This window comes from Flagellimonas profundi (assembly GCF_017313275.1).
GTDB classification, from domain to species: Bacteria; Bacteroidota; Bacteroidia; order Flavobacteriales; family Flavobacteriaceae; genus Flagellimonas; species Flagellimonas profundi.
The window spans coordinates 1857063-1879915 of sequence record NZ_JAFLNM010000001.1 but is presented as its reverse complement, the minus strand read 5'-3'; the positions used below and the strand labels follow the sequence as shown (position 1 = coordinate 1879915).

Genomic DNA, 22853 nt, shown 5'->3' with positions numbered 1-22853 from the left:
TTAAGTTGATTATTTGGAACAGACTTTGGCTGGATTTTTGTGAACTTAGAATTATGAAAAAAACATACTTGCTAACCTTTCTGACTTTTTTTTGTGCAATTTCTGTCTTTTCGCAACTAATGGTATTGAAAAAAGGAGAGATTCTTGAAAATATCTCGGTCAAAGATTCTACCAACAGTAATTACTCCATATATCTTCCCAAAGAATTCTCCATGGATAAGGAATGGCCGTTACTTATGGTGATAGATAATGAGGGAGAGGACGAAAAAGCACTTTCCATGTTTGTGTTGGCCGCCGAAAAAGAAGGATATGTTTTGGCTGCTCCTAAATTGGTCGATAGTATTTCGTTGTCCAAGAACATGGTGGTCACAAGTCGGGTGATCCAAGAAATTGTCGGTATGTTGCCCATAAAGGCAAATCGAATTTATGCTGCAGGAGCAGCATCTGGAGGGCAATTTGCAAGTTTGGTCCCTGTTCTTATTAACAATGTGAGCGGTGCCATGTCGATTGGTGCATCTTTGGCCAATAGGGAAATTATCAATATCAAGGATTCTTTTCATTTTGTTGGTATTGTTAGTAAAGAGAATTTTAGTTATCCCTTTATGCTCACTGATACCAAATTGTTGGACAAGTATAAGTTTCCCAATCAAATGTTACTTTTTGATGGTGATGGACAATGGCCAGGGGTTTCTTATATAGAAAAAGGGATGCAACTCTTTACTTTGGATGCGATGGGCAGAAAATGGATTTCCATGGATTCTGCCTATGTGGAGCAAGCCTATATAAAGGATTTGGAGAAGGTAAATCAATTAAAAAGTATAGGTGATTTATTGTGGGCTGAGCAGTATATGACCGAAATGATGTCCATTTACGGAGCTTTTAAAAATATGGACTCCCTTAGATCGGTGCAAAAAGACCTAAGAAGAAACAAGGACTTCAAGTTGATGAAAAGGGCGGAAAATGCTGCTTTTTTAAAGGAATCAATGCTTAAGGAAGATTACCAATACTATATGGAAGATGATCTCTACACCCATAATTTCAATAATTTAGGATGGTGGAACTTTCAAATGGGAGAGATACATAAGTTCATCTCAGGCTCAAAACTATTCGAAAAACAAATGGGACATCGATTGTTGGGTTTTGTGAACGCCTTGGCGGAGGATAATATTGAAATTATTTCGTCTGAAGCTGTGGTGGATGAAGATGCTTTGGCATTTTTATATATGTTAAAAACTATTTTGGAGCCCGATAATTTCGATTTCTACTTTAAGATCATTTCTCTAAGTGCCAAGAACGATGATTTTGGTACCTCACTGTTCTATTTGGAAGAGTTGTTGAAAAAAGGTTTTAAGGATAAGGAAAAACTCTATAGCCTGGAAAATACCGCTTTGTTTCGTATTACACCCGAATTCAACCAACTTGTCTCAAAATATTTGGAAGATGCTCGGTATGATATCGAAGTTGAGGAAAACCGACCATAGCTCAAAATTTGAAGCCTTCCGAGTTTAAGCTGTACTTTTGCATAAATATCTTCTGAATGAAATATGCAGTCTTACTTTCGATAGTTTTTTTAATGTCCTGCGGACAAGGTAAAAAGTACCACGACGACGAAGAAACAGTAACTTCCACATCCGATTTGATTGCGGATATCCTCGAATATCAGAAGGAGCAAAATGAAAGTTTTAAAGATCCTGATTCTTCTCCGTTACCGGATAAATACCGTAAAGACTTTGATGGTCTTGATTTTTTTGAACCCGACACCACTTATATTGTAAAAGCACGTTTTGAGCGCACTCCCGATGCGGAACCTTTCCTTATGCCAACAACAACGGATAGACAAACCCAGGAGGTTGTTTACGGAATCGCACACTTTACACTAAATGGTGCAGAGCATCAATTGGAGGTATACCAAAGTTTGGGTTTGATGGATGATGAAGAGTATGAAGATTATCTGTTTTTGCCTTTTTTGGACAATACCAATGGGGAAGAAACTTATGGTGGGGGAAGGTACATTGATTTGACCATTCCCAAAGGAGATACTTTGGTGATAGATTTTAACAAAGCCTATAATCCTTACTGTGTGTATAATAAAAAGTACTCCTGCCCTCTAGTGCCAAGGCAAAACTATTTGAGAACTAATGTGAGAGCAGGAGTGAAAAATTTTAACAAGGACTAAAAAAAGCCTTATTCCTAATGGAGTAAGGCTTTTTCACGTCATATCTATCTATTCTTAGAAGGAGTAAATAGCAGCGATCAAGAAAGAGGACTGGTTGCTTGTGAAAGCTCCGTCACTATCTACATAAGGCTCTATATCGTTCCCCCAAGTATCCAAACGTACCTCTGGTTTTATAATAAGGTTGTCTTTTGTAAAGCTACCGGTCAATGTTAGCCCAAGAACAGGGGAATCATCATCAACGGCATCGTCAGTGAACGTCATGTATTCTCCACGAAGTCCAATTGCAAAGCTATCGGATGTTGTTAATTGTGGATAGATGGCCGCACCATAGAAACCAGTTCCTGTTTCTGAGTTGTCATTGTACGCTGCATTGATTCCAAAGAAGAAATCTTCAGTAAGATCAAATCCTCCAGTGTAATCAATTTCAAAACCAAGACCACCACTTTTGCCGCTATCGTAGTAAAGGTTCAAGAATTGACCGTAAGCACCTAGTTGACCACCCAAGGAATATTCGCCAGAATCACTGATGTCGTTGGTATCCCATGGATTCATCACAGCAAGCATTAAGCTAACATCATCGGACAGTGCAAAATCCGCCTTTACACCCAAGTGTGAAAATGGTCCATTGGAAAATAGGTAAGAAACACTATAGTTGAAGTTGGCCTGTGGAGCAATTACTTCATACCCTAAAAAGGTGTTGAAACGCCCCATGGTCAATGTTGTGCTCTCGGAAACATTCCAATATACATAGGCCTGGTTGATGATACCGTTAAGAACATCGTTGTTAAAAGTGGCCTCGGTACCCCTAGGTCCAAAAACCAAGTCAACAACAACACCTGTATCCCCCATGTCATAGGTGCCTACGAGGTTGGCCATACCCAAAGCAAAACCAGTTTGGTTCGCAAAGGAAGTAAAGGAGGCAGTGGTGGATTCCCCGGCATCGTGGAAAGTTGTTCTGTAATAGGCATCAACAGATCCACTTAAGCTAAACTTAGATGCTTCTTCCTCTTGTGCTGAGGCCGAAAATGTTACCATTGAAATGATGGCAATGGCCAAAATTTTTCCGAAATTTGTATTTATAATCGTTTTCATATCATAATCAGTTTAAGTTGTCCTTTTAGCGAAGGACAGTTAGTTGTATAATTGTGAGTTTGATTGAGAAGGTTATCTAACGGAGCGTTTGGCAGAACGCTCCGTTTCCTTTTTATCAATCTTTTTGTGAGTTTGAAACTATTTGTCTTGTGAAATATGCTCTGGATAAGCTTCGACACCATGTTCGTGCATGTCCAATCCATCAACTTCCTCTTGCTCCGATACACGAAGTCCGATAGTTTTCTTCAAAATAAAGAGTACTACAAAGGAGGCAACAGCTGCCCAAACAATATAGGCCAAAGACCCATAGGTCTGAACCCAAAGTAGTTTTCCACTACCACCATAGAACAATCCGCCATCCAATGCAAATAGGCCGATCAATACCGTTCCTAGGAATCCGCATACTCCGTGAACGGAAATGGCTCCTACTGGATCGTCAATCTTAAGTTTCTTATCAATAAATTCGATGGATAGTACCACTACAATTCCACACACCAAACCAATGGCAAGGGCTCCCCAAGCATTTACGGAACCACATCCAGCGGTAATACCTACCAAACCTGCCAATGCACCGTTCAAGGTCATGGAGATATCAGCTTTACCATATCTGGCCCATGTAAAGAACAGGGCTGCAATGGCGCCAATTGCGGCAGCTAGATTTGTATTTACGATAACACTAGTGGCTCCGATGGTGTCGTCACCGCCCCAAGCCAATTGGGAACCACCGTTAAATCCGAACCATCCCAACCAAAGGATGAACACCCCCAGTGCACCAAAGGCCATGTTGTGTCCTGGAATGGCTTGAGCTTTTCCGTCTACGTATTTGCCAATCCTTGGTCCGACCAAAATGGCAGCTACCAACGCAGCAGCACCACCTACGGCATGCACTACGGATGAACCTGCAAAATCCACAAACCCTGCGGTGTTCAACCATGCATCATCATCAAATGGCCAGTACCAGCTACCTGAAATAGGATAAATCAGTGTGGTAAGGATAGCGGAGAAAATCAAATAAGTTGAGAATTTGGTTCTTCCAGCAATCGCTCCCGATACAATGGTTGCAGCTGTGGCACAGAACACTGTTTGGAAGAACAGGTTGTACCAATCATCAGCACTAAAAAAGAAATATCCCTGATCGGATGGACTGGATCTAAAAAATCCGCCACCTACGAGGTCACTACCATACATAATGGCATAACCTACTGCCCAGAACATAACCGAACCAACGGCTAGGTCCATTACGTTTTTCATAATTATATTACCGCTGTTCTTACTGCGGGTAAAACCTATCTCCAATAGGGTAAATCCTGCCTGCATAAAAAACACCAAAATGGCTGCCAGCGTAATCCACAATGCGCCCATGTCGCCAGCAATGGCTTCAACGGCTTTATCTATCGCTTCTTGTTCTTGTACAATCATAATCTAAGTTTTTAAGTTTTTTGGCTATTAATGTTAGTTGATTCCGGCGCTTCCGCTTTCCTTTGTCCTGATCCTGTAGGCTTCGATCACATCGGAGACGAAAATTTTTCCATCACCTACGTTACCTGTTCCTGCAGTGTCCAGTAAAACATTCACGGTTTTTTCCAGAAAGTCATCGCTAACCACGATAACCAAATACCTTCGCTGTATATCGCTTGTACTATAGGAGATACCACGATACACATGTCCTTGTTTCTCATTTCCAACTCCAGTTACATCCCAGTAACTAAAGAAGTTCACCTCAATTTGATGCAGGGCTTTCTTCACCTCATCAAATTTGGATTTTCTGATAATTGCCTCGACTTTTTTCATAATTAAGTAGTTAATTGATGAGCCAAATATATAGGAATTCAATCGAGACTATTCAAAATGGGAGGGTAGTTCGGTAATTTTTATGGGTATAAGAAAAATACCCCTTAAATTTTAGGGGTATCTGATTTTAGGTTAACCTTTGTTGTTTTTTTGTTGATTTAATCTTAGTATTTAGGTCATTTACCGTGATATTTTTCAAGAAAGTATCTTTAAAACATGAGGAATGTTCAGTTTTTAACAAATATTAACTATAAAAACGCAATTTGTAACGGCTAAATATTTTTGGCGATCCATAATCCTAAAACCACAGCCAAAACGCCGACACCGATACTGGAAAACATATAAATGGCCAAATTGAGAAGATCGCCATTTTTAATAAAAGAATGTTTCTCAAAAGCAAATGCGGAAAACGTAGTAAATCCACCACAAAATCCTGTCGCCAAGAACAGCGTATTATTATAGGTGAGTATATTTCCTTTAGCGGAAAGCCCTAAAAATAGACCGATTAATAGACAACCTAACATATTGACCAAAAAGGTCCCAAAAAAGAAATTATGAAAAAGAGGGTTGAGCGGTTTGGAAATCAAATAGCGAAGAACGCTTCCAAATCCCCCTCCAAAAAAGACAAGTAAGGCCTGTTTCATGGCCTAAAGGTACAAACTATACCGCTTCCTTATATTCGGTTTCTACTGCCTCGCGGGGAAAAAGTTTGGTGGTTGAGGTCTCAGAGATCCGTTGGATCGGTTTAGTGAATCTTTCCTTGGCTCCGTTAACGCTGAAAATCAACAGAATGGCATTCAAGGCAAGCAATACAGAAAGTATACTAAAAAATACAGTCATTTAGGTTAGGTGCTTAAGTATTGTTGAACAAAAGTACGGGTTTTCCTATAAGAACGAAATCTAGGCCCTGCTATTGTTGTGAAAAGAGAGATTTTTGTGGTAACGGCAATTTAACCGTTAATTTTTGAGGAAGTATTTAATTATGAACAGGATAATTACAAAAGCTATGAATGAAATCAGAATCCAAATAACACCCTTATAGTTTTTCTTGTGTAGTTTTTTATCCTTTCTGTACGATAATGTGATGATTACCACAAAGGCAACAAAAAATAAGGCTGCAAAAATTATCTGTCCTGTGCTGAACATATTTTATATTTTTATGCAAAGCTAAATCAAATAAGTGTAATGGAAAGTAAAATTAAAGCCGTGGAGCTATTCCACAATTCTTTCGGCCTCGGGGTTTCCCAAAAGCCAAAAGCTGATTTGGGAAAGGACAAGAACAAACTTCGATTTAATTTGATGGACGAGGAAAACCGGGAGTATTTGGAAGCCGCAAATAATAACGATTTGGTAGAAGTGGCAGATGCCTTGGGGGATATGCTGTACATTTTATGCGGAACCATTCTGGAGCATGGTATGCAATACAAGATTGAAGAAGTTTTTGAGGAAATACAGCGAAGCAATATGAGTAAGCTTGGTAATGACGGAAAGCCTATTTACCGCGAGGATGGTAAGGTGCTAAAAGGGCCGAACTACTTTAAGCCGGACATTCAAAACATTATAGATAAATAAAAAAGGCGCCACCTGGCGCCTTTTCTTTTTTATTGGGTGACTTCGTGTCGCCATCCGAATTTATCTTCGGCACGGTTGTATTGAATGTCCGTGATTCTTTTCTTTAACAAGGACGCATAGCTTTCAGCCAATTCGGGCAGGTCGTAATCTTTGCCATGGTAACCAAAACCTGAAATAGGAGATACCACAGCGGCAGTACCAGCACCGAACATTTCTTTTAAGGAGCCATTCTCTGCGGCCTCTACCAATTCGTGAACGGATATTTTTCGGACCTCGGTTTTAATGCCTTGGTCCTTGGCGATATCCAAAATACTTTTTCTCGTTATCCCATCCAAGATACGGTCACTGGTTGGGGCTGTCATTAAAGTATCGTTAATGCGGACAAAAACATTCATGGCGCCTGCTTCCTCTATAAACTCATGGGTGTTGTCATCGGTCCAGATGACTTGTTGGTAACCTTTTTCGGCTGCCAGTTGTGTCGGGTAAAATTGACCGGCGTAGTTACCGCCTGCCTTTGCATATCCTACACCACCGTTTGCTGCTCTGGAGTACGTTTCTTCAATCAGTACTTTTACCTTGCCAGAGAAATAAGCTCCCGAAGGTGCACAGGCGATGATGAATTTATACTCATCGGCAGGAGAGGCATGGAATCCGTTTCCCGAAGCAAAAACAAAAGGTCTTATATATAAGGAGCTACCTGGGTTTTGAGGAATCCAGTCACTTTCCAGCTGAATCAGTGCATTTAGACCTTCCATAAAATAAGCTTCAGGTATTTCTGGAATGGCCAACCTTTTGGCCGACTTGTTCAGGCGTTTCCAGTTTTCCTCGGGCCTAAAGAGCCATGCTTTCCCATTTTCGTCCTTGTAGGCCTTCATTCCTTCAAAAATGGATTGTCCATAATGGAAAATCTTTGCGGACGGGTCCAGTGTAATCGGCTGGTAAGGAACTACTTTGGGCTCCGACCACTTACCGTTCTTATAATCACAGACCAACATATGGTCGGAATAGACACTTCCAAAGGAAAGATTGTCAAAATCCACATCGTGGATTTTGGATGATTTAGTCTTCTCTATAGCAATTTTGTTAGCCATTGTTTCCATATCACGTACATTTACCGTGTTAAAATTAGCTATTTATTGTTAGTTTTGGATGTTTCACAAACCTAAATGTCATACTTAATCCACAATTATTTAAATGTTATCAAAAATGAGAAGTTTTAACACTTTTGCTGCTATTTTTTTAGTGGGCATTTTGATTGTTTCGTGCAAACAGGAAACTATTAAGGGAGATTATTTTGGAGAAGAATTTGAGGTTTCTAGAAAAGCTTCAAAAACATCCGCTCCTTTTGATGGGATTTCGGGCAAGGATTCTCTGCAGACCCAAATTGTTGGTGAAATCAAGGAAGTTTGTCAGTCCAAAGGCTGCTGGATGAAGGTGCAATTGGATTCCGACGACGAAGTTTTTGTCCGATTTAAGGATTACGGTTTTTTCGTTCCCAAAGATGCAGCGGGAAAAAAAGTGGTGATGAACGGTGCAGCCTTTTTAGAAGAAATGTCTGTTGAAGACCAAAGGCATTATGCCGAAGACGAAGGCGCCTCCGAAGATGAGTTGGCCCAAATAACCGCACCCAAGAAAACGCTAAGGTTCGAAGCGGAAGGAGTGCTGATAGCCAACCAACCTTGAAGCGAAAAATAATCACGACCGGTGATGGTTCCAAGACCATCCAAATTGAGGACTGGGACGAACAGTACCACTCTAAGCACGGTGCGGTTCAAGAAGCCTATCATGTTTTTATAAAACATGGATTGAGATTGTTTCAAAATGAAAAAATCAATATACTGGAGATAGGTTTTGGAACGGGCTTGAATGCTCTAATTACTTTTCATGAAGCGATAGAACAACAGTTACAGATTGATTATGTAGGCGTGGAGGCTTTTCCGGTTTCCATTGAAGAAGTAGATCAATTGGACTATTGCGAGCAGTTGGGATTTGAAGATTTGGAGGATATATTCCGAAAAATGCACAATTCTCCTTGGGAAGAGACCATTTCAATTACGCCCGACTTTTCCATTTTAAAGCAAAAAAGAGATTTTAAGCAGATCAATGAGGAAAATTTGTTCAACCTTATTTATTTTGATGCTTTTGGTGCTAGGGTTCAGCCCGAACTATGGACCGAAGAGATTTTCTTGCAAATGTATCGGGCATTGCAAGTAAATGGGGTTTTGGTCACCTATGCTGCCAAAGGTAGCGTACGAAGGGCCATGCAGGCCGTTGGGTTTACGGTAGAACGATTGCCCGGCCCCCCAGGAAAAAGAGAAATGCTTCGCGCCAAAAAACTATAGCATTTGCCAAGGATGTGTTAACTGGCCAGTGATAGGTGTCATAAATTGTACTAAAGTTTAAACAAATATGTTAAACCTAAATTAAGGTCTCAAAAACAGACGATTAAACTTATAAATTTGTACAAAATGATAGTATGAAGGTGTTGATAACAGGTGCTACGGGATTGGTGGGGCAGGCCATAGTAGAGGTTTTGCACCAAAGAAGTATTCCCGTAAATTATTTGAGCACAAGTAAAGAAAAGATTACTTCCACAGAAGATTTCCAGGGTTTTTATTGGAATCCGTCCAAAGGGGAAATAGACTTGGAATGCTTTAAGGATGTACAGGCCATAATTAATTTGGCCGGCACCGATATAGCCAAGCGTTGGACTCCTGAGCACAGAAAAAAAGTGCTTTCCAGCCGTGTAGATAGTTTACGAACGCTCAAAAAAGGACTGGAACGGTCCAATAACGGAGAAGTGGAATGTTTGGTTTCCGCTTCGGCCATTGGTATTTATCCCAGCTCCATATGTGATTATTATGAAGAGGATACGGATAAGGTGGACAATGGATTTCTGGGAGAGGTTGTTACTAAATGGGAAACGGAGGCCGAAACTTTTAAGGACTTAGGAGTTGATGTGGCCAAAATCCGGATTGGCCTGGTCTTGTCCAAAGATGGGGGAGCCCTTCCCAAAATGGCCCTGCCCGTTAAAAACTTTGTAGGCGCACCCATAGGAAGTGGAGATCAATGGCAATCTTGGATTCATATTGAAGATTTGGCACAGATGTTTGCTTTTGCCGTTGAAAACAACCTTCAAGGAACATATAATGGTGTGGCTCCAAACCCTGTTACAAATACAAAGCTTACCAAAGAATTGGCTAGAATTTTGGACAGACCTCTTTGGATGCCCAATGTTCCCGCGTTTATTTTAAAAGTGATTTTGGGAAAAATGTCGACACTTTTGTTGGCTAGCCAGCGTGTAAGCAGTAAAAAGATTGAAGATGAAGGGTTTTCTTTCCAGTATGTAAATGTTTGTCAAGCTTTGAAAGCCTTGTACACCCCTCAAAGGGAAGAAGGAGTTCCTGCATCCATTGAAGCATAGGAATCCATTTTCATGACGATTTTAATGTACAAAGTCCGCTTCGGCGGCTTTTTTTATGTTTTGCGGTGACATTTTGACATTTTTGGACAATTGGCAGTACTTTTGCCACTTCAAATCGGAATAAAACAATAGAACATGAGCGATAAAAGTAAGGTTGAGGAAATGGAAGATGAGCCTAAAAAGGGGCAAACCGAAGAGAGTACTGAGCTGAACGACGAACATATAGAGGCCGAAAACGAAGAAGAAAGCGAGGAAGAACGTTCCGAAGAGGAAAAGTTACGCGAGGATTTGGCCAAGGAAAAAGAAAAGTTCCTTAGACTTTTTGCAGAGTTTGAAAATTACAAGCGAAGAACTTCGAAGGAACGGATGGATTTGTTCAAAACAGCGGGACAGGAAGTCATGGTGGCCTTGTTACCCATTATGGATGACTTTGATCGTGCCTTAAAAGAACTCTCCAAGTCGGAGGACAAAGAAATGTTCAAGGGAGTTGAACTCATCAGCAATAAGTTCAAGGAGACCCTTAAAAACAAAGGTTTGGAACAAGTTCAGGTGGAGCCCGGGGATACATTCGATGCCGAGGTGCACGATGCCATCACGCAAATACCGGCACCTGACAAGAAAATGAAAGGGAAAATCATAGATGTCGTTGAAAAAGGTTTCAAACTTGGTGACCGAATCATCAGACATCCAAAAGTTGTTGTTGGAAACTAAAGCTGTATGAAGGAAGATTATTACGAAATATTGGGAGTCTCCAAAGGAGCTTCAGCTGCAGAAATAAAAAAGGCCTACCGAAAAAAGGCCATCGAATTCCACCCGGATAAGAATCCAGGCGATACCAAAGCTGAGGAAATGTTCAAGAAATCCGCCGAGGCTTATGAGGTGTTGGGTAACCCTGACAAAAGGGCAAAGTATGACCAATTTGGCCATGCAGCCTTCGATGGTAGCGGAGGATTTGGCGGCGGAGGTATGAACATGGATGATATCTTTAGTCAGTTCGGTGATATTTTCGGAGGAGCCTTTGGAGGTGGATTCAGCGGATTTGGTGGATTTGGCAGCGGACAACGCAGGGCCAAGGGAAGCAACTTGCGTATTCGTGTAAAGTTGACGCTGGAAGAAGTTGCCAACGGAGTGGAGAAAAAAGTCAAGGTAAGACGCAAACTTCAGGCAGACGGTGTTACTTATAAAACATGTCCCACATGTAATGGTACCGGACAAATTACCAAAATTACCAATACTATTTTGGGTAGAATGCAAACGGCAACCACTTGTACTACTTGTGGCGGTGCAGGGCAGGCTATAGACAAAAAACCTGCTGGAGCCGATGCTCAAGGCCTAAAAGTGGAAGAGGAGACTGTTTCCATTAAAATACCGCCAGGAGTAGAGGACGGTATGCAGCTTAAAGTGGCAGGAAAAGGTAACGATGCCCCAGGTAATGGAATAGCAGGGGATTTGTTGGTGGCCATTGAAACTTTGGAGCACGAAACCCTAAAGCGTGAAGGGGACAATCTACATTATGATTTGTACATAAGTATGCCCGAGGCAGTACTTGGAAGTTCCAAAGAAATTGATGCCATAGGCGGAAAAGTCCGCATAAAATTGGAACCAGGCCTACAGTCTGGAAAAATTTTAAGGCTTAGGGGCAAGGGAATCAACAGTCTTAATGGCTATGGAGCAGGAGATTTGTTGGTGCATGTAAATGTTTGGACACCAAAGAATATAAACAAGGAGCAAAAGGAATTTTTTGAGCGTATGCAGGACGATGACAATTTTGTCCCAAGGCCCGAAAAATCGGATAAATCCTTTTTTGAGAAGGTAAAAGATATGTTCTCGTAAGAATAAAAACCTTCTGTTAAAATAAAAAACGTATATTTGAAACTGATGTTGGGTGACCGATATCTAATTTTCTTTTTCATAGCAATTTTTTTCCCATCCTTGATTTTTTTAAGGGTGGGTTTTTGTTTTTATAGGAAATAAGGTATCCAGCAAATACATATCTTTGAAAAAATTGTTTACATGGATCATATCCTTGTTGCTGAAAATGTGACCAAAACTTATGGTGATTACACAGCGCTGAGCAACATTTCACTACAAATTCCCAAGAATTGCATTTATGGACTCTTGGGTCCTAACGGGGCCGGTAAAACCTCGTTTATCAGGATAATCAATCAAATAACACATCAAGATTCCGGTGAGATTTTATTGAATGGGGAACCTTTGGCCCCAAAACATATTGCGTCCATTGGGTACCTGCCCGAAGAACGAGGGTTGTACAAAAGCATGAAGGTAGGCGAACAAGCGCTGTACTTGGCTCAATTGAAAGGATTGTCCAAAAGCGAGGCCAAGACTCGGCTTACATATTGGTTCGACCGCTTGAACATTGGGGATTGGTGGGATAAAAAGATACAAGAGCTCTCCAAGGGGATGGCACAAAAAATTCAGTTTATTGTTACCGTGCTCCATGAACCCAAACTTTTGATATTTGATGAGCCTTTCAGTGGTTTTGATCCCATAAATGCCAACATCATCAAGGATGAAATCCTTCAACTAAAGGAAAACGGAACCTCTATTATTTTTTCCACACACCGAATGGAATCCGTGGAAGAGCTTTGTGAGCATATTGCCCTCATACACAAATCGGAAAAAATCCTTGACGGAAAATTGTCCGATATCAAAAAAGCCTATAAGAACAATATATTCAATGTAGGTCTTTATGTGGAAAAAGATGTTAGTGCCATGATGCGTTCTTTGAAAGAAAAATTCAATATCCTTTCCTCTGAGGTCGATTCTGATGAAAACCAATTGAACTTCAAAGTGCAATTGCCATCCCATCAAACCGGGGATATTTTAATGGAACTTTCCAAAGGTGCCAATATTAATAGGTTCGAGGAAACCATACCATCTGCCAACGATATTTTTATTCAAACCGTAAACAACAAGGATAATGGCCAGTAAATTAGGGTTGATCATTAAACGGGAGTATTTGGCCAAGGTGCGCAACCGTTCCTTTATTGTAATGACCATTTTAAGTCCGCTTTTAATGGTTGGAATGATTGTCCTTATTGCCTATTTGGCCAAGGTAAATGATGAGGAGACCAGAGTGGTGACGGTTTTGAACGAAAGTTCCTTTTTTCAAAATGACTTCAATCCCTCAAAAAATATTTCTTTCGTCCATCTGGAAGATTTGAGCTTGGAACAGGCAAAGGATTCCACTACAGCATTGGAGTATTACGGATTGCTTCACATTCCACCAGCACCGACCGTTGAGCAAGTCGCCAATGCCGCTTATCTGTATACCAAGGACAATCCAAACACATCGGTGACACAGGAATTGGAGGATATTTTTCAGAGCCAGTTAAGACAAAACAGATTGCAAAAGTTGGGGGTGAGTTTTGAACAATTTTCCAGTGTGGAAAAACCTTTCGAAATAAATCTTTCGACGTTCGATGGGGAAAAGAGCATGAAAGGTATCAACGAGATCAAAGCTTTTATCGGGGGAGGTTTTGGATACGCCATTATGATGTTCATTATTATTTATGGTGGTTTTGTGATGCGAAGTGTTATCGAAGAAAAAACAAGTAGGATCATTGAGGTGATCATATCCTCGGTAAAGCCTTTTCAATTAATGCTGGGCAAGATCATCGGTAATTCCTTGGCGGGAATCACGCAGTTTTCCATCTGGATTATTTCTGCATCATTATTAATGTTTATTGTTGTATTGATTTTTGGTGTGGACCTAGCAGCGCTTTCTGCTGATACTAGTGGTGTGACTCCTGGAGCAATGGGCGTGTCTCAATTAGGTGCAATGGATAGTGAAATGATGATGTACGCAAAAGAGATTTACGATATTCCTTGGGGCTTATTGATTATATCTTTCTTCATATATTTTGTTCTGGGGTATCTTATTTACAGTTCCATTTATGCAGCCATTGGTGCGGCAGTGGATAATGAGACAGATACACAGCAATTTATTTTCCCTATTATATTACCTTTAATGTTGGCTATTTATGTTGGGTTCTTTTCCGTATTCAGTAATCCACATGGTCCCATTGCAGTCGGGTTTTCATTGTTTCCATTAACATCACCAATTGTAATGCTGATGAGGTTGCCTGGGGGAATAGGAGAAGGAGGAGTGCCCGTGTGGCAATTTTTATTGTCTATTTTTCTTTTGATCGTTACCTTTTTGGGTATCGTATCATTGGCGGCTAAAATTTACAGAACCGGTATCTTAATGTATGGTAAAAAGCCTACATACAAAGAATTGATTAAGTGGTTAAGATATTAGAGCAGTATGCAAGAAGGAGCAGAAGATATAAAGGAAATTATACAGGAGGATGTTTGGGGGTCCATTAAAGATTTTTTAGACCTTGGATTCCATATTGGCCAAGGCGAAAAATCCATTCACCTTACCATAGGATTACTGTTGCTTTTAACCCTTACATTGATTGCAACAAACTTTATACTTAAATGGTTACGGCATCTCATCACCCGTAAAATGCAACAGGAAGACAAGCAAAAGTTTTCCAGTGTTTTTAAGTTCCTGAACTATGTGATTTACCTGATTGCGGTTTTGGTCACCTTAAGTGCTGCAGGGGTGGACATTACCTTGGTAATTACGGCATCGGCGGCACTGTTCGTTGGTTTGGGGCTTGCTTTGCAAGAATTGTTCAAAGATATTCTTGGGGGTATTTTTATTATAGTGGACAAGTCCCTTCAAGTTGGGGATGTTGTGGAAGTGGATGGGAAAGTGGGCAAGGTATTCGAAATTAAATTGCGTACCACAAGGGCCATTACACGCGACGACAAGGTGTTGATACTGCCCAACCATAAATTTATAAGCGACATTGTTTACAATTATACCCAAAACCATAGGACCACACGTGAAAAAGTAAGTGTAGGTGTAGCTTATGGAAGTGATGTTGATCTGGTCACAAAAATATTGGAAGAAATAGCCCATGGGCAAAGACAGGTGCTCAAAAGCCCTAAACCATTTGTGCTTTTTGAGGATTTTGGGGATTCGGCCTTAATTTTTTCCATATACTTTTTTACCAACGATACTTTTAGGGACCCACGGATAAAAAGCGAAATGCGCTATAAGATCAATGCCAAGTTCAAAGAGAACAACGTTAGTATACCGTTCCCACAGCGCGATATACACATTATTCAGCCAAAACAATAGATAGACATAAAAACCTCAGTAAACCATAGTGCAATTAGAAAATGGTTCATTTTCATTGTAATACTTTGTGGCTCCAATATATGGGCACAGAGCACGGATATTTTTAGGGTAGAATACCTCAATATCCCCGAAAATGATACAGGGATCAAAACACAACGCTATAAGGCGCTTATAAATTTGCCCATAAAGCTCAATGAAAAGCAAGATTATCTTATTGCCGGAATGGAATACAATCGTTTCGATATGGGATATTCCGAGAATTTGCCTTTTGATAAAAGTGAACTGATTCGCTTTCATGTTATCGATTTGAATCTGGGCTACCTTACCAAATGGAATGAAAATTGGAACCTGGTCACCATTTTAACACCAAGAATGGCTTCCAATTTTATGAACGGCACCGTTACCGACGATTTTTTTATGAATGCCACTGCAACTTTTTGGAAAGAACGCCCAAATGCAGATAAGCCGTATCGTATTGTTTTGGGGTTGACCTACAATAGCACAACCGGATTACCGGTGCCCCTTCCCTTGGTAAACTATTATCGTAGGTTTCATCCCAATTGGTCGTTTACGTTTGGAATACCAAAATCAAGTTTACGGCATTACTTCAATAAAAAGCATTCCTTGGAAATGGCACTATTATTGGATGGTTACTTTATCAACCTTCAGAACGATATTCTTTTGGACAACGGCCAAGTGGCTTCGAAGATATCGCTCACTTCATTGTTGGGAACATTGGTGTACCAATATAATATATCCAAGAGAATGTCGCTTTTTGCCATGGTAGGTAAAACGGTTGTTCAGGAAGGAATATTAAGAAATGATGATCAAGGCAAGGTTTATTTGTTGAATGACGAGTCAAATTTTTATATTAGAACAGGCTTCAAAATAGGAGTATTTTAAAATAGCAGCTTATGTCAAAAATTTTGGTAATAGAGGATGAATCGGCAATTAGAAGGGTATTGGTTAAAATACTGGCTGAAGAAAATGACAGCTATAATGTTTTGGAAGCAGAAAACGGCCTTGTTGGTATCGATGCCATCAAAAAGGAAGATTTTGACCTAGTACTGTGTGATATTAAGATGCCCAAGATGGATGGGGTGGAAGTCTTGGAAGCTGCCAAAAAGATAAAACCTGAAATCCCCTTCATTATGATTTCGGGACATGGGGATTTGGACACGGCCGTGAATACCATGAGGTTGGGTGCCTATGATTATATCTCCAAACCACCGGATTTAAATAGATTACTGACCACGGTTCGTAATGCTCTGGAAAGAAAAGAGCTGGCCGTTGAGAATAAAGTGCTCAAGAAAAAGGTCTCCAAGAACTACGAGATGATCGGGGAAAGCAAGGAAATAGCTGCAATCAAGGAAATGATTGAAAAAGTGGCGCCTACCGATGCCCGAGTGCTGATCACAGGCTCCAATGGTACAGGAAAGGAACTGGTGGCCCACTGGGTGCACCAAAAAAGCCCTCGGTCTTCATCGCCGTTTGTAGAGGTCAATTGTGCCGCTATTCCCTCAGAACTGATAGAAAGTGAGTTGTTCGGACATGTCAAGGGTGCTTTTACATCGGCCGTAAAAGATAGGGCCGGTAAGTTTGAAGCAGCGAACAAGGGAACCATATTTTTGGATGAAATCGGGGATATGAGTTTGTCGGCGCAGGCCAAAGTGTTAAGGGCCTTGCAGGAGAACAAAATCAGTCGCGTAGGTTCCGATAAGGATATTAAAGTGGATGTTCGAGTACTTGCGGCCACTAATAAAGATTTAAAAAAGGAGATAGAAGAAGGTAAATTTAGGGAAGACCTTTACCATCGCCTTGCAGTAATCTTGATCAAAGTACCTGCACTAAACGATAGGCGCGATGATATTCCTTTATTAATAGAGCATTTCTCCAAAAAAATCTCATCCGAACAAGGTACCGGACAAAAGAGTTTCTCCAAAAAGGCAATAGACCTACTAAAAAGCTACGATTGGACCGGAAATGTACGGGAACTCCGTAATGTGGTGGAACGATTGATCATCTTGGGCGGAAAGGAAGTATCCGAGGAAGATGTGAAATTATTCGCAAGCAAATAGTCTAATTACAGTTCCCTAGCTTTTCCAAGGCTTCTTCCGCCAAGGTTTTTACCCGTTGGTGATATTCTTTTTTGTGTTGGGAAAGCTCCGTGTTCAATAAGGTCAAACGAGATTCTTCATAAATGTTTCTGATGAATCTATTGGCATCTTTGCAGTCCACATCGGTGACTACTTTGTTCAATGAAGATTCGAACCCTAGTAGACATTGATGTACTTGCTTTTTTACGGCTGCACCCTGCGTCAATAACGTTCCATTTTGAAAATCCAGTACTTCCTTGGTGTTCATTACCAAAACATTGCTGCCATAATCGCTAGATGTTTGTTGTCCGAACTCTTCTAACACATTAAGACCTATTATGGTGCTTTCCAATGCCTTATGAAGCTTGAGCTTGGATTTTTGCAACACATTGGACTTTGTGGCCGATTTTAGATGGGAAAGCGTGGTACCTAGACTCTCTATGGCTCCCTCACAACCACAATCCAGAAAATTGCTTTTTGTTTTCTCTATGCCATTCAACGCTTTATAGGCATGGTATTTGGCCATGTTCAAATCTTTGGCCAGCACAGCTTCCTGGATTTGATTTTTAATATATTCTAAATTGGTGCTTGCATATTGGCAAGCATTTGCAGGGGAGTTGAACGAAGACATGAGCCATAGGCTAAGTAAACCAATGACAAAGACTATAAGTAGGATAATCTTTCTGCTTTTCATAACGCTTTTTAGATTTGGGACCTTGCGTATTGATTTTCTTACAAGTTACATTTTCATCATTTTGACGGGTAAATAAATCGATTAAAGAACCATCTTAGACCGTAAGTGGTAAAAGTATCGATGAACTGCACTTTTTAAAAGTAGGTTGAAGTAGTTGCTAAAAAGAATTATATTCAATCCTATGAAAGAAATCAAAACAGAAAACTACAAAGTAGTTGATACCGTTAAACTTACCGAGAAGGACACCTACGAGGATTTTGGTGCTTCAAAAAAGAAACTCAAAAAGGAGTTGAAGAATATACGAAAGGACTTGGGCGATTTTCAGGATACACTGTATGCCCATGGAAAATATGGGGTATTGGTTTGTTTACAGGGCATGGACACCGCAGGCAAGGATAGTCTGATCAGGGAAGTTTTCAAGGATTTTAACGTTAGGGGAGTGGTAGTGCACAGCTTTAAAGTACCGTCGACCTTGGAAAGAAAGCACGATTACCTTTGGCGCCATTATATTGATTTGCCCGAAAGAGGAAAGTTTTCTGTGTTTAACCGTACACATTACGAAAATGTATTGGTCACCAAAGTGCATCCAGAGTACATTTTAGGGGAGAACCTCCCCAATGTTGAGTCGGTTGATGATATTGATGATGGGTTTTGGGAAAGACGATATCAGCAAATCAATGATTTTGAAAGGCATATCGCGGACAATGGCACAATAATTTTTAAGTTTTTTCTTCATTTATCCAAGGAAGAGCAGCGACACCGGTTATTGCGAAGAATTCGATTAAAGCAAAAAAACTGGAAATTTTCGCCAGGTGACCTGGAAGAAAGAAAGCTGTGGGGTCAGTACGAAGCTTGCTACGAAGAGGCCTTGAACAAAACTTCAAAAGAGCATGCCCCCTGGTTTGTAATACCTGCCGACAATAAGAAAGCGGCCAGGGTTATAGTGGCATCCATTATGATGGAAGCGTTAAAAAAGTACAAAGATATAGCCGAACCTGAGCTGGACGATGAAATAAAGGCTAATTTAGAAACCTTTAAACAAGAACTGGAAAAAGAAACCACATGAGAATAGTCTTACTTTTAACCTTTTTGCTGGTCAGTACCCCATTTTTTTCTCAGACCGAGGATGAAAAACAAATAAAAGCGATTTACGATGAAGCCCTTACTAACGGGAAGGCATACGATTGGCTCAATTATTTGTCCAACCAAATAGGAGGACGGTTATCCGGTTCGGTGCAGGCACAGCATGCCGTGGAGTATACCAAGGAACAACTCGACTCACTGGGACTCGACAAAGTATGGTTGCAACCTGTAATGGTGCCTAAGTGGGTGAGGGGAGTGCCGGAATTCGCCTATTTTGAAACTAAACCCGGACTTACCACCAATGTGCCCATTTGCGCATTGGGTGGTTCCGTGTCCACACCCGCTGGCGGTTTAAAGGCCAGTGTAGTTGAGGTAAAGGGCATAGAGGACTTGGAAAAACTGGGTAGGGATAAAATCGCAGGAAAGATTGTTTTCTATAACCGCCCCATGGACCCGACCTTGATCAATACCTTTTCAGCCTATTCAGGTTGTGTGGACCAACGTTACTCAGGTGCAGCCGAAGCTGGAAAATATGGGGCAGTAGGAGTTATTGTACGTTCCATGAACCTTCGTTTGGACGATTATCCACATACAGGATCTATGGGATATGGGGAAACTCCGGTAAACCAACGAATTCCGGCGGCAGCTATCAGTACCAATGGAGCGGAATTGTTGAGTACTACACTCAAGTTAAATCCAGATGCGAAGTTTTACTTTAAACAAAATTGCAAGCAATTGGATGATGTGCAGTCATATAATGTAATTGGTGAAATTACGGGCAGTACCTATCCAAACGAAATTATGGTTGTAGGTGGCCACTTGGATTCATGGGACTTGGGAGATGGTTCACACGATGATGGGGCCGGGTGCGTACAGAGCATGGATGTATTGCGACTTTTAAAAGAAACTGGTTATAAACCAAAACGAACCCTTCGCGTAGTCTTATTTATGAACGAGGAAAATGGAATGCGGGGAGGAAATAAATATGCAGAAGTGGCTCGCAATAAAAATGAGGAGCATGTATTTGCTTTGGAGAGTGATTCGGGCGGATTCACCCCCAGAGGTTTTTCCATTGATGCATCTGCAGAAAATGTGAAACAGATCCAAGGTTGGAGAGATCTGTTCGAACCTTATTTGATCCACATGTTTTACGAAGGAGGAAGTGGAGCCGATATAGGCCCGCTTAAAGAAGAAGGGATGGTATTGGCAGGTTTGCGACCCGATACCCAACGTTATTTCGATCACCACCATGCCGAAAACGATACCTTTGAACATGTAAATAAGCGTGAATTGGAATTGGGGGCAGCTACAATGGCAAGCTTGGTTTATTTAATTGATAAATATGGGACCATCCCAACCAAAAAAATCAAAGGATAGGTAAATTGAAAATATTTAAGTAGCCGTTCTTGCCCTTGGGTTTGAACGGTTTTCTTTTGGAACAATTTTACGCTTTGCCGGCCTTTCTCATTCTCTTGGGGCCGTACCATAACCAAAAACCTGTAATGGTAAAAATTAGAAGAGAGACCCCCATCACCGAGGTGTAGATAAGTTTAACATAGCCGTTGGTTCCAAGGTATTCGTCCAGTATAGAGCCATCGTGCACGTTCTCCAAAAAATCGGACCTTCTTGTACCAATGGATAGCACATTGCCATTTGCTCCATCAAGTTGCACTTCGTAAAAGCTATCAACAAAAAGGAACTTTACAGCGCCTTTTTCTTTTCTAATGTCGATACGGTCCACCTCAAAAGATGTTCCTGGAACCTTTTTATTGATTGTATTGAGGGCGATGGTGTGTAAGCTATCAACCGGCAACCATTCTTTTAGGTTGGCCGTGGTTCCTTTTTGGGTTTTTGGAAGAATATATCCGTTGGAGTTCTTTTTCCAGCCGAGTATCAGTCCCGAAACGGAAATAAAAAAGAAAAATATAAACAATAATGCTCCAGTGGTTCGGTGTACTTTTCTAAATATGCGTAATACTTTGGCTTGCTTCTTCCTTTTGCCCATTCGTGCCAGTTAAAAACCTTAAAGATCAGGAAATTTTATGTAAAGGGAATATGTACTTAGACCCTATTTTTAAAGGGGGATGTTGTTTTAACATAAATTTTAGAAGGTTCGGGTGGAAATGATAAAAAATCCCAATAAAACAGCATTAGCTGCCGGCCCAGGGTGTGCCAAAAACGCCCACCGCCAACTCGGCCCAAATAAGAAGAAAAAGGATAACAATAGTTGTAATGGCCACATATTTCATATGGACGGTTTTAACCTTTCTGATAGTAAGGTCAATAGAGAATCCGACCGCCAAAAGTAAACCACCTGCCACTACAAAGTCAAATAGGGACCATTGTACTTCGGATGAGAATTGCATTGCTATAAAAGGTATGGCTAGCAATACCAAAATGGAGGATAGAATTACAATCTGTCTTTTACTTATGGTCATGGTAAAACATATTAGTCCCACTAAATTAAGCTATTATGGGTTGTGCTGAAAATATTTATGAAAAAAAGGATTTGACAGAATGGAGCTTTGTGGGATTTTGATTTTTAATACCAGGTCACATCCAGTTTTTGTAGTTCGTTGTCCAAATCCTTCAGTGAGTCCATATCAACTATCTTGGTATTGATCACTAATTCTTTTTTATCGGTTTTTAGGATATAATCTCCCGCAAATTTTCTAATACGTTGCACTTCATTTAGATTTAGCTTCTTGCCAAAAGGAGCGTTTATCTGAATGTAGCCGTCCGCAATGGTCAAATATTTATTTTGTCTTTGATAAAAATAGAAGCCAAAATAGATCAGGGAAAACAGTCCCAATCCATATTCCGACCAACTGATCTCTTCTGATGTCAAGTATGTAACCAAGAACCACACCAGCCACATGTACCCCAAGGCTAGGTTAATGTTCAAATGTCGGTTTCTGTATTTTATTTTCATTGATGTAATGGATAAGTGTTCCTTAAAAATAATGAAGAGATCTTTTATTTACACTTTAAATTTTTCAAACCATTAAATCATCAATGTTGTTACTGGTAAGGTGCTGAAGATTCGCCGTTATTTTTTCAATGTCCCAGTCCCACCATTTTAGCTCCAAAAGCTTTGCAATGGTTTCCTCAGAAAAGCGCTTTTTGATTTCCTTGGCGGGATTGCCCCCTACAATGGAGTAGGGCTCCACATCTTTCACTACGGTGGCGTTGGTGGCAATAATGGCCCCGTCACCAATGGTAACACCGGCCATAATGGTTGCATTGTACCCAATCCAAACATCGTTACCTATGGTAATGTTTCCTTTTTTTGGAAAGGTTTTTCCCTCCATGGCCTTTTCCCAACCGTTGCCGAATATGGAGAATGGATAGGTGGACAGGCTATCGGTAAGGTGGTTGGCGCCGTTCATGATAAACTTTACATCGGAGGCGATCATACAAAACTTGCCGATAATGAGTTTGTCTCCCACAAAGTCAAAAAGATACTTTACGTTCTTTTCAAAATTCTCTACATTTTCAAAGTCATCATAATAGGTGTAGTCCCCGACAATAATGTTTGGATTTTTTACAATGTTCTTTAAAAAACAAAGTCTGTCATAATGCTCTAGAGGAAACTTTTGGTCTTTGTCCGGTCCGGTCATGGTTTTGCTGCTTTGGCTTGGTTGGATTCATTTTTAAAATCATCAAATATGTAAGTCTTTTTCAGTTTTGATGCTAAGCGTATTTTTCAGCTCAATTAAAGCAAAAAGAATCCTGTGCTGTCATTATTT

The 22853-nt window shown here is 40.6% G+C and carries 26 protein-coding genes; 15 read left to right on the top strand and 11 right to left on the bottom strand.

What is annotated here, in order from left to right:
- Nucleotides 1–119 precede the first annotated feature (119 nt).
- The gene (locus J0654_RS08750) at nt 120–1481 is read left to right on the top strand and encodes an alpha/beta hydrolase (protein ID WP_237685915.1); all 1362 of its coding nucleotides are present in this window, start codon (nt 120–122) and stop codon (nt 1479–1481) included.
- Nucleotides 1482–1537: 56 nt separating this feature from the next.
- Complete coding sequence (locus J0654_RS08745; protein ID WP_207027765.1) at nt 1538–2176, top strand: DUF1684 domain-containing protein; 639 nt, start codon at nt 1538–1540, stop codon at nt 2174–2176.
- 54 nt (nt 2177–2230) lie between these two features.
- Here the strand turns inward: J0654_RS08745 and J0654_RS08740 are convergent, their stop codons facing one another.
- The 5 genes from J0654_RS08740 to J0654_RS08720 form a co-directional block, all read right to left on the bottom strand.
- Nucleotides 2231–3268: an outer membrane beta-barrel protein gene (locus J0654_RS08740; RefSeq protein WP_207027763.1), complete on the bottom strand. Its 1038-nt coding sequence runs from the start codon at nt 3266–3268 to the stop codon at nt 2231–2233.
- Nucleotides 3269–3406: 138 nt separating this feature from the next.
- A complete protein-coding gene (locus J0654_RS08735; RefSeq protein ID WP_207027760.1) occupies nt 3407–4687 on the bottom strand; it encodes an ammonium transporter in 1281 nt (426 codons plus the stop codon).
- A 33-nt stretch (nt 4688–4720) separates the two neighbouring features.
- Nucleotides 4721–5059, bottom strand: coding sequence for a P-II family nitrogen regulator (locus J0654_RS08730; protein WP_127139216.1), 339 nt, complete (start codon nt 5057–5059; stop codon nt 4721–4723).
- Nucleotides 5060–5331: 272 nt separating this feature from the next.
- Nucleotides 5332–5703: a fluoride efflux transporter CrcB gene (gene crcB, locus J0654_RS08725; RefSeq protein WP_207027757.1), complete on the bottom strand. Its 372-nt coding sequence runs from the start codon at nt 5701–5703 to the stop codon at nt 5332–5334.
- A gap of 16 nt (nt 5704–5719) precedes the next feature.
- A complete protein-coding gene (locus tag J0654_RS08720; RefSeq protein WP_207027755.1) occupies nt 5720–5899 on the bottom strand; it encodes a hypothetical protein in 180 nt (59 codons plus the stop codon).
- 345 nt (nt 5900–6244) lie between these two features.
- Between J0654_RS08720 and J0654_RS08715 the strand changes: the two genes are divergently transcribed.
- The gene (locus J0654_RS08715) at nt 6245–6631 is read left to right on the top strand and encodes a pyrophosphohydrolase domain-containing protein (RefSeq protein ID WP_207027753.1); all 387 of its coding nucleotides are present in this window, start codon (nt 6245–6247) and stop codon (nt 6629–6631) included.
- A gap of 29 nt (nt 6632–6660) precedes the next feature.
- Here the strand turns inward: J0654_RS08715 and J0654_RS08710 are convergent, their stop codons facing one another.
- Nucleotides 6661–7731, bottom strand: coding sequence for a branched-chain amino acid aminotransferase (locus J0654_RS08710; RefSeq protein WP_207027751.1), 1071 nt, complete (start codon nt 7729–7731; stop codon nt 6661–6663).
- 106 nt (nt 7732–7837) lie between these two features.
- On the opposite strand from J0654_RS08710, the gene J0654_RS08705 reads away from it, so the two are divergent.
- The 10 genes from J0654_RS08705 (at nt 7838) to J0654_RS08660 (ending at nt 17309) form a co-directional block, all read left to right on the top strand.
- The gene (locus J0654_RS08705; RefSeq protein WP_207027749.1) at nt 7838–8314 is read left to right on the top strand and encodes a DUF4920 domain-containing protein; all 477 of its coding nucleotides are present in this window, start codon (nt 7838–7840) and stop codon (nt 8312–8314) included.
- On the top strand, nt 8311–8973 hold the full coding sequence (gene mnmC2 / locus J0654_RS08700; protein WP_207027747.1) for a tRNA (5-methylaminomethyl-2-thiouridine)(34)-methyltransferase MnmC2: 663 nt from the start codon (nt 8311–8313) through the stop codon (nt 8971–8973). The genes J0654_RS08705 and mnmC2 overlap by 4 nt, the downstream gene beginning before the upstream one ends.
- Nucleotides 8974–9107: 134 nt before the next feature.
- Complete coding sequence (locus tag J0654_RS08695) at nt 9108–10055, top strand: TIGR01777 family oxidoreductase (RefSeq protein WP_207027746.1); 948 nt, start codon at nt 9108–9110, stop codon at nt 10053–10055.
- A 135-nt stretch (nt 10056–10190) separates the two neighbouring features.
- The gene (locus J0654_RS08690; RefSeq protein WP_207027744.1) at nt 10191–10766 is read left to right on the top strand and encodes a nucleotide exchange factor GrpE; all 576 of its coding nucleotides are present in this window, start codon (nt 10191–10193) and stop codon (nt 10764–10766) included.
- A gap of 6 nt (nt 10767–10772) precedes the next feature.
- Entirely contained in the window at nt 10773–11888 is a 1116-nt protein-coding gene (dnaJ, locus tag J0654_RS08685; RefSeq protein ID WP_207027742.1) for a molecular chaperone DnaJ, read from the top strand.
- A gap of 180 nt (nt 11889–12068) precedes the next feature.
- Nucleotides 12069–13007, top strand: a complete 939-nt coding sequence (locus tag J0654_RS08680; RefSeq protein ID WP_207027740.1) for an ABC transporter ATP-binding protein — start codon at nt 12069–12071, stop codon at nt 13005–13007.
- Nucleotides 12997–14337: an ABC transporter permease gene (locus J0654_RS08675; protein WP_207027731.1), complete on the top strand. Its 1341-nt coding sequence runs from the start codon at nt 12997–12999 to the stop codon at nt 14335–14337. Before J0654_RS08680 ends, J0654_RS08675 begins: the two co-directional genes overlap by 11 nt.
- Before the next feature lie 6 nt (nt 14338–14343).
- A complete protein-coding gene (locus J0654_RS08670) occupies nt 14344–15231 on the top strand; it encodes a mechanosensitive ion channel family protein (protein WP_207027729.1) in 888 nt (295 codons plus the stop codon).
- Nucleotides 15232–16134: a DUF6268 family outer membrane beta-barrel protein gene (locus J0654_RS08665; protein ID WP_313783545.1), complete on the top strand. Its 903-nt coding sequence runs from the start codon at nt 15232–15234 to the stop codon at nt 16132–16134.
- An 11-nt stretch (nt 16135–16145) separates the two neighbouring features.
- The gene (locus tag J0654_RS08660) at nt 16146–17309 is read left to right on the top strand and encodes a sigma-54-dependent transcriptional regulator (RefSeq protein WP_207027720.1); all 1164 of its coding nucleotides are present in this window, start codon (nt 16146–16148) and stop codon (nt 17307–17309) included.
- A gap of 1 nt (nt 17310) precedes the next feature.
- On the opposite strand, the gene J0654_RS08655 is transcribed toward J0654_RS08660, so the two are convergent.
- On the bottom strand, nt 17311–18021 hold the full coding sequence (locus tag J0654_RS08655) for a hypothetical protein (RefSeq protein ID WP_207027718.1): 711 nt from the start codon (nt 18019–18021) through the stop codon (nt 17311–17313).
- A gap of 181 nt (nt 18022–18202) precedes the next feature.
- On the opposite strand from J0654_RS08655, the gene J0654_RS08650 reads away from it, so the two are divergent.
- Nucleotides 18203–19087 (top strand): PPK2 family polyphosphate kinase, encoded by an 885-nt coding sequence (locus J0654_RS08650; protein ID WP_207027716.1) that lies wholly within the window; start codon nt 18203–18205, stop codon nt 19085–19087.
- Nucleotides 19084–20481, top strand: coding sequence for a M20/M25/M40 family metallo-hydrolase (locus tag J0654_RS08645; protein WP_207027714.1), 1398 nt, complete (start codon nt 19084–19086; stop codon nt 20479–20481). The genes J0654_RS08650 and J0654_RS08645 overlap by 4 nt, the downstream gene beginning before the upstream one ends.
- Nucleotides 20482–20548: 67 nt before the next feature.
- Here J0654_RS08645 and J0654_RS08640 read toward each other — a convergent pair whose 3' ends face one another.
- The 4 genes from J0654_RS08640 to J0654_RS08625 all read right to left on the bottom strand — a co-directional run bounded on the left by J0654_RS08640 (nt 20549) and on the right by J0654_RS08625 (nt 22724).
- The gene (locus tag J0654_RS08640; RefSeq protein ID WP_207028050.1) at nt 20549–21118 is read right to left on the bottom strand and encodes a PepSY domain-containing protein; all 570 of its coding nucleotides are present in this window, start codon (nt 21116–21118) and stop codon (nt 20549–20551) included.
- A gap of 136 nt (nt 21119–21254) precedes the next feature.
- Nucleotides 21255–21542 (bottom strand): hypothetical protein, encoded by a 288-nt coding sequence (locus J0654_RS08635; protein WP_207027712.1) that lies wholly within the window; start codon nt 21540–21542, stop codon nt 21255–21257.
- Between the two features lie 104 nt (nt 21543–21646).
- Nucleotides 21647–22036 carry a hypothetical protein gene (locus J0654_RS08630; RefSeq protein WP_207027710.1) on the bottom strand — a complete coding sequence of 130 codons (390 nt, stop codon included), beginning with the start codon at nt 22034–22036 and terminating at the stop codon, nt 21647–21649.
- 64 nt (nt 22037–22100) lie between these two features.
- Nucleotides 22101–22724, bottom strand: a complete 624-nt coding sequence (locus J0654_RS08625; RefSeq protein ID WP_207027708.1) for a CatB-related O-acetyltransferase — start codon at nt 22722–22724, stop codon at nt 22101–22103.
- Nucleotides 22725–22853: the final 129 nt, after the last annotated feature.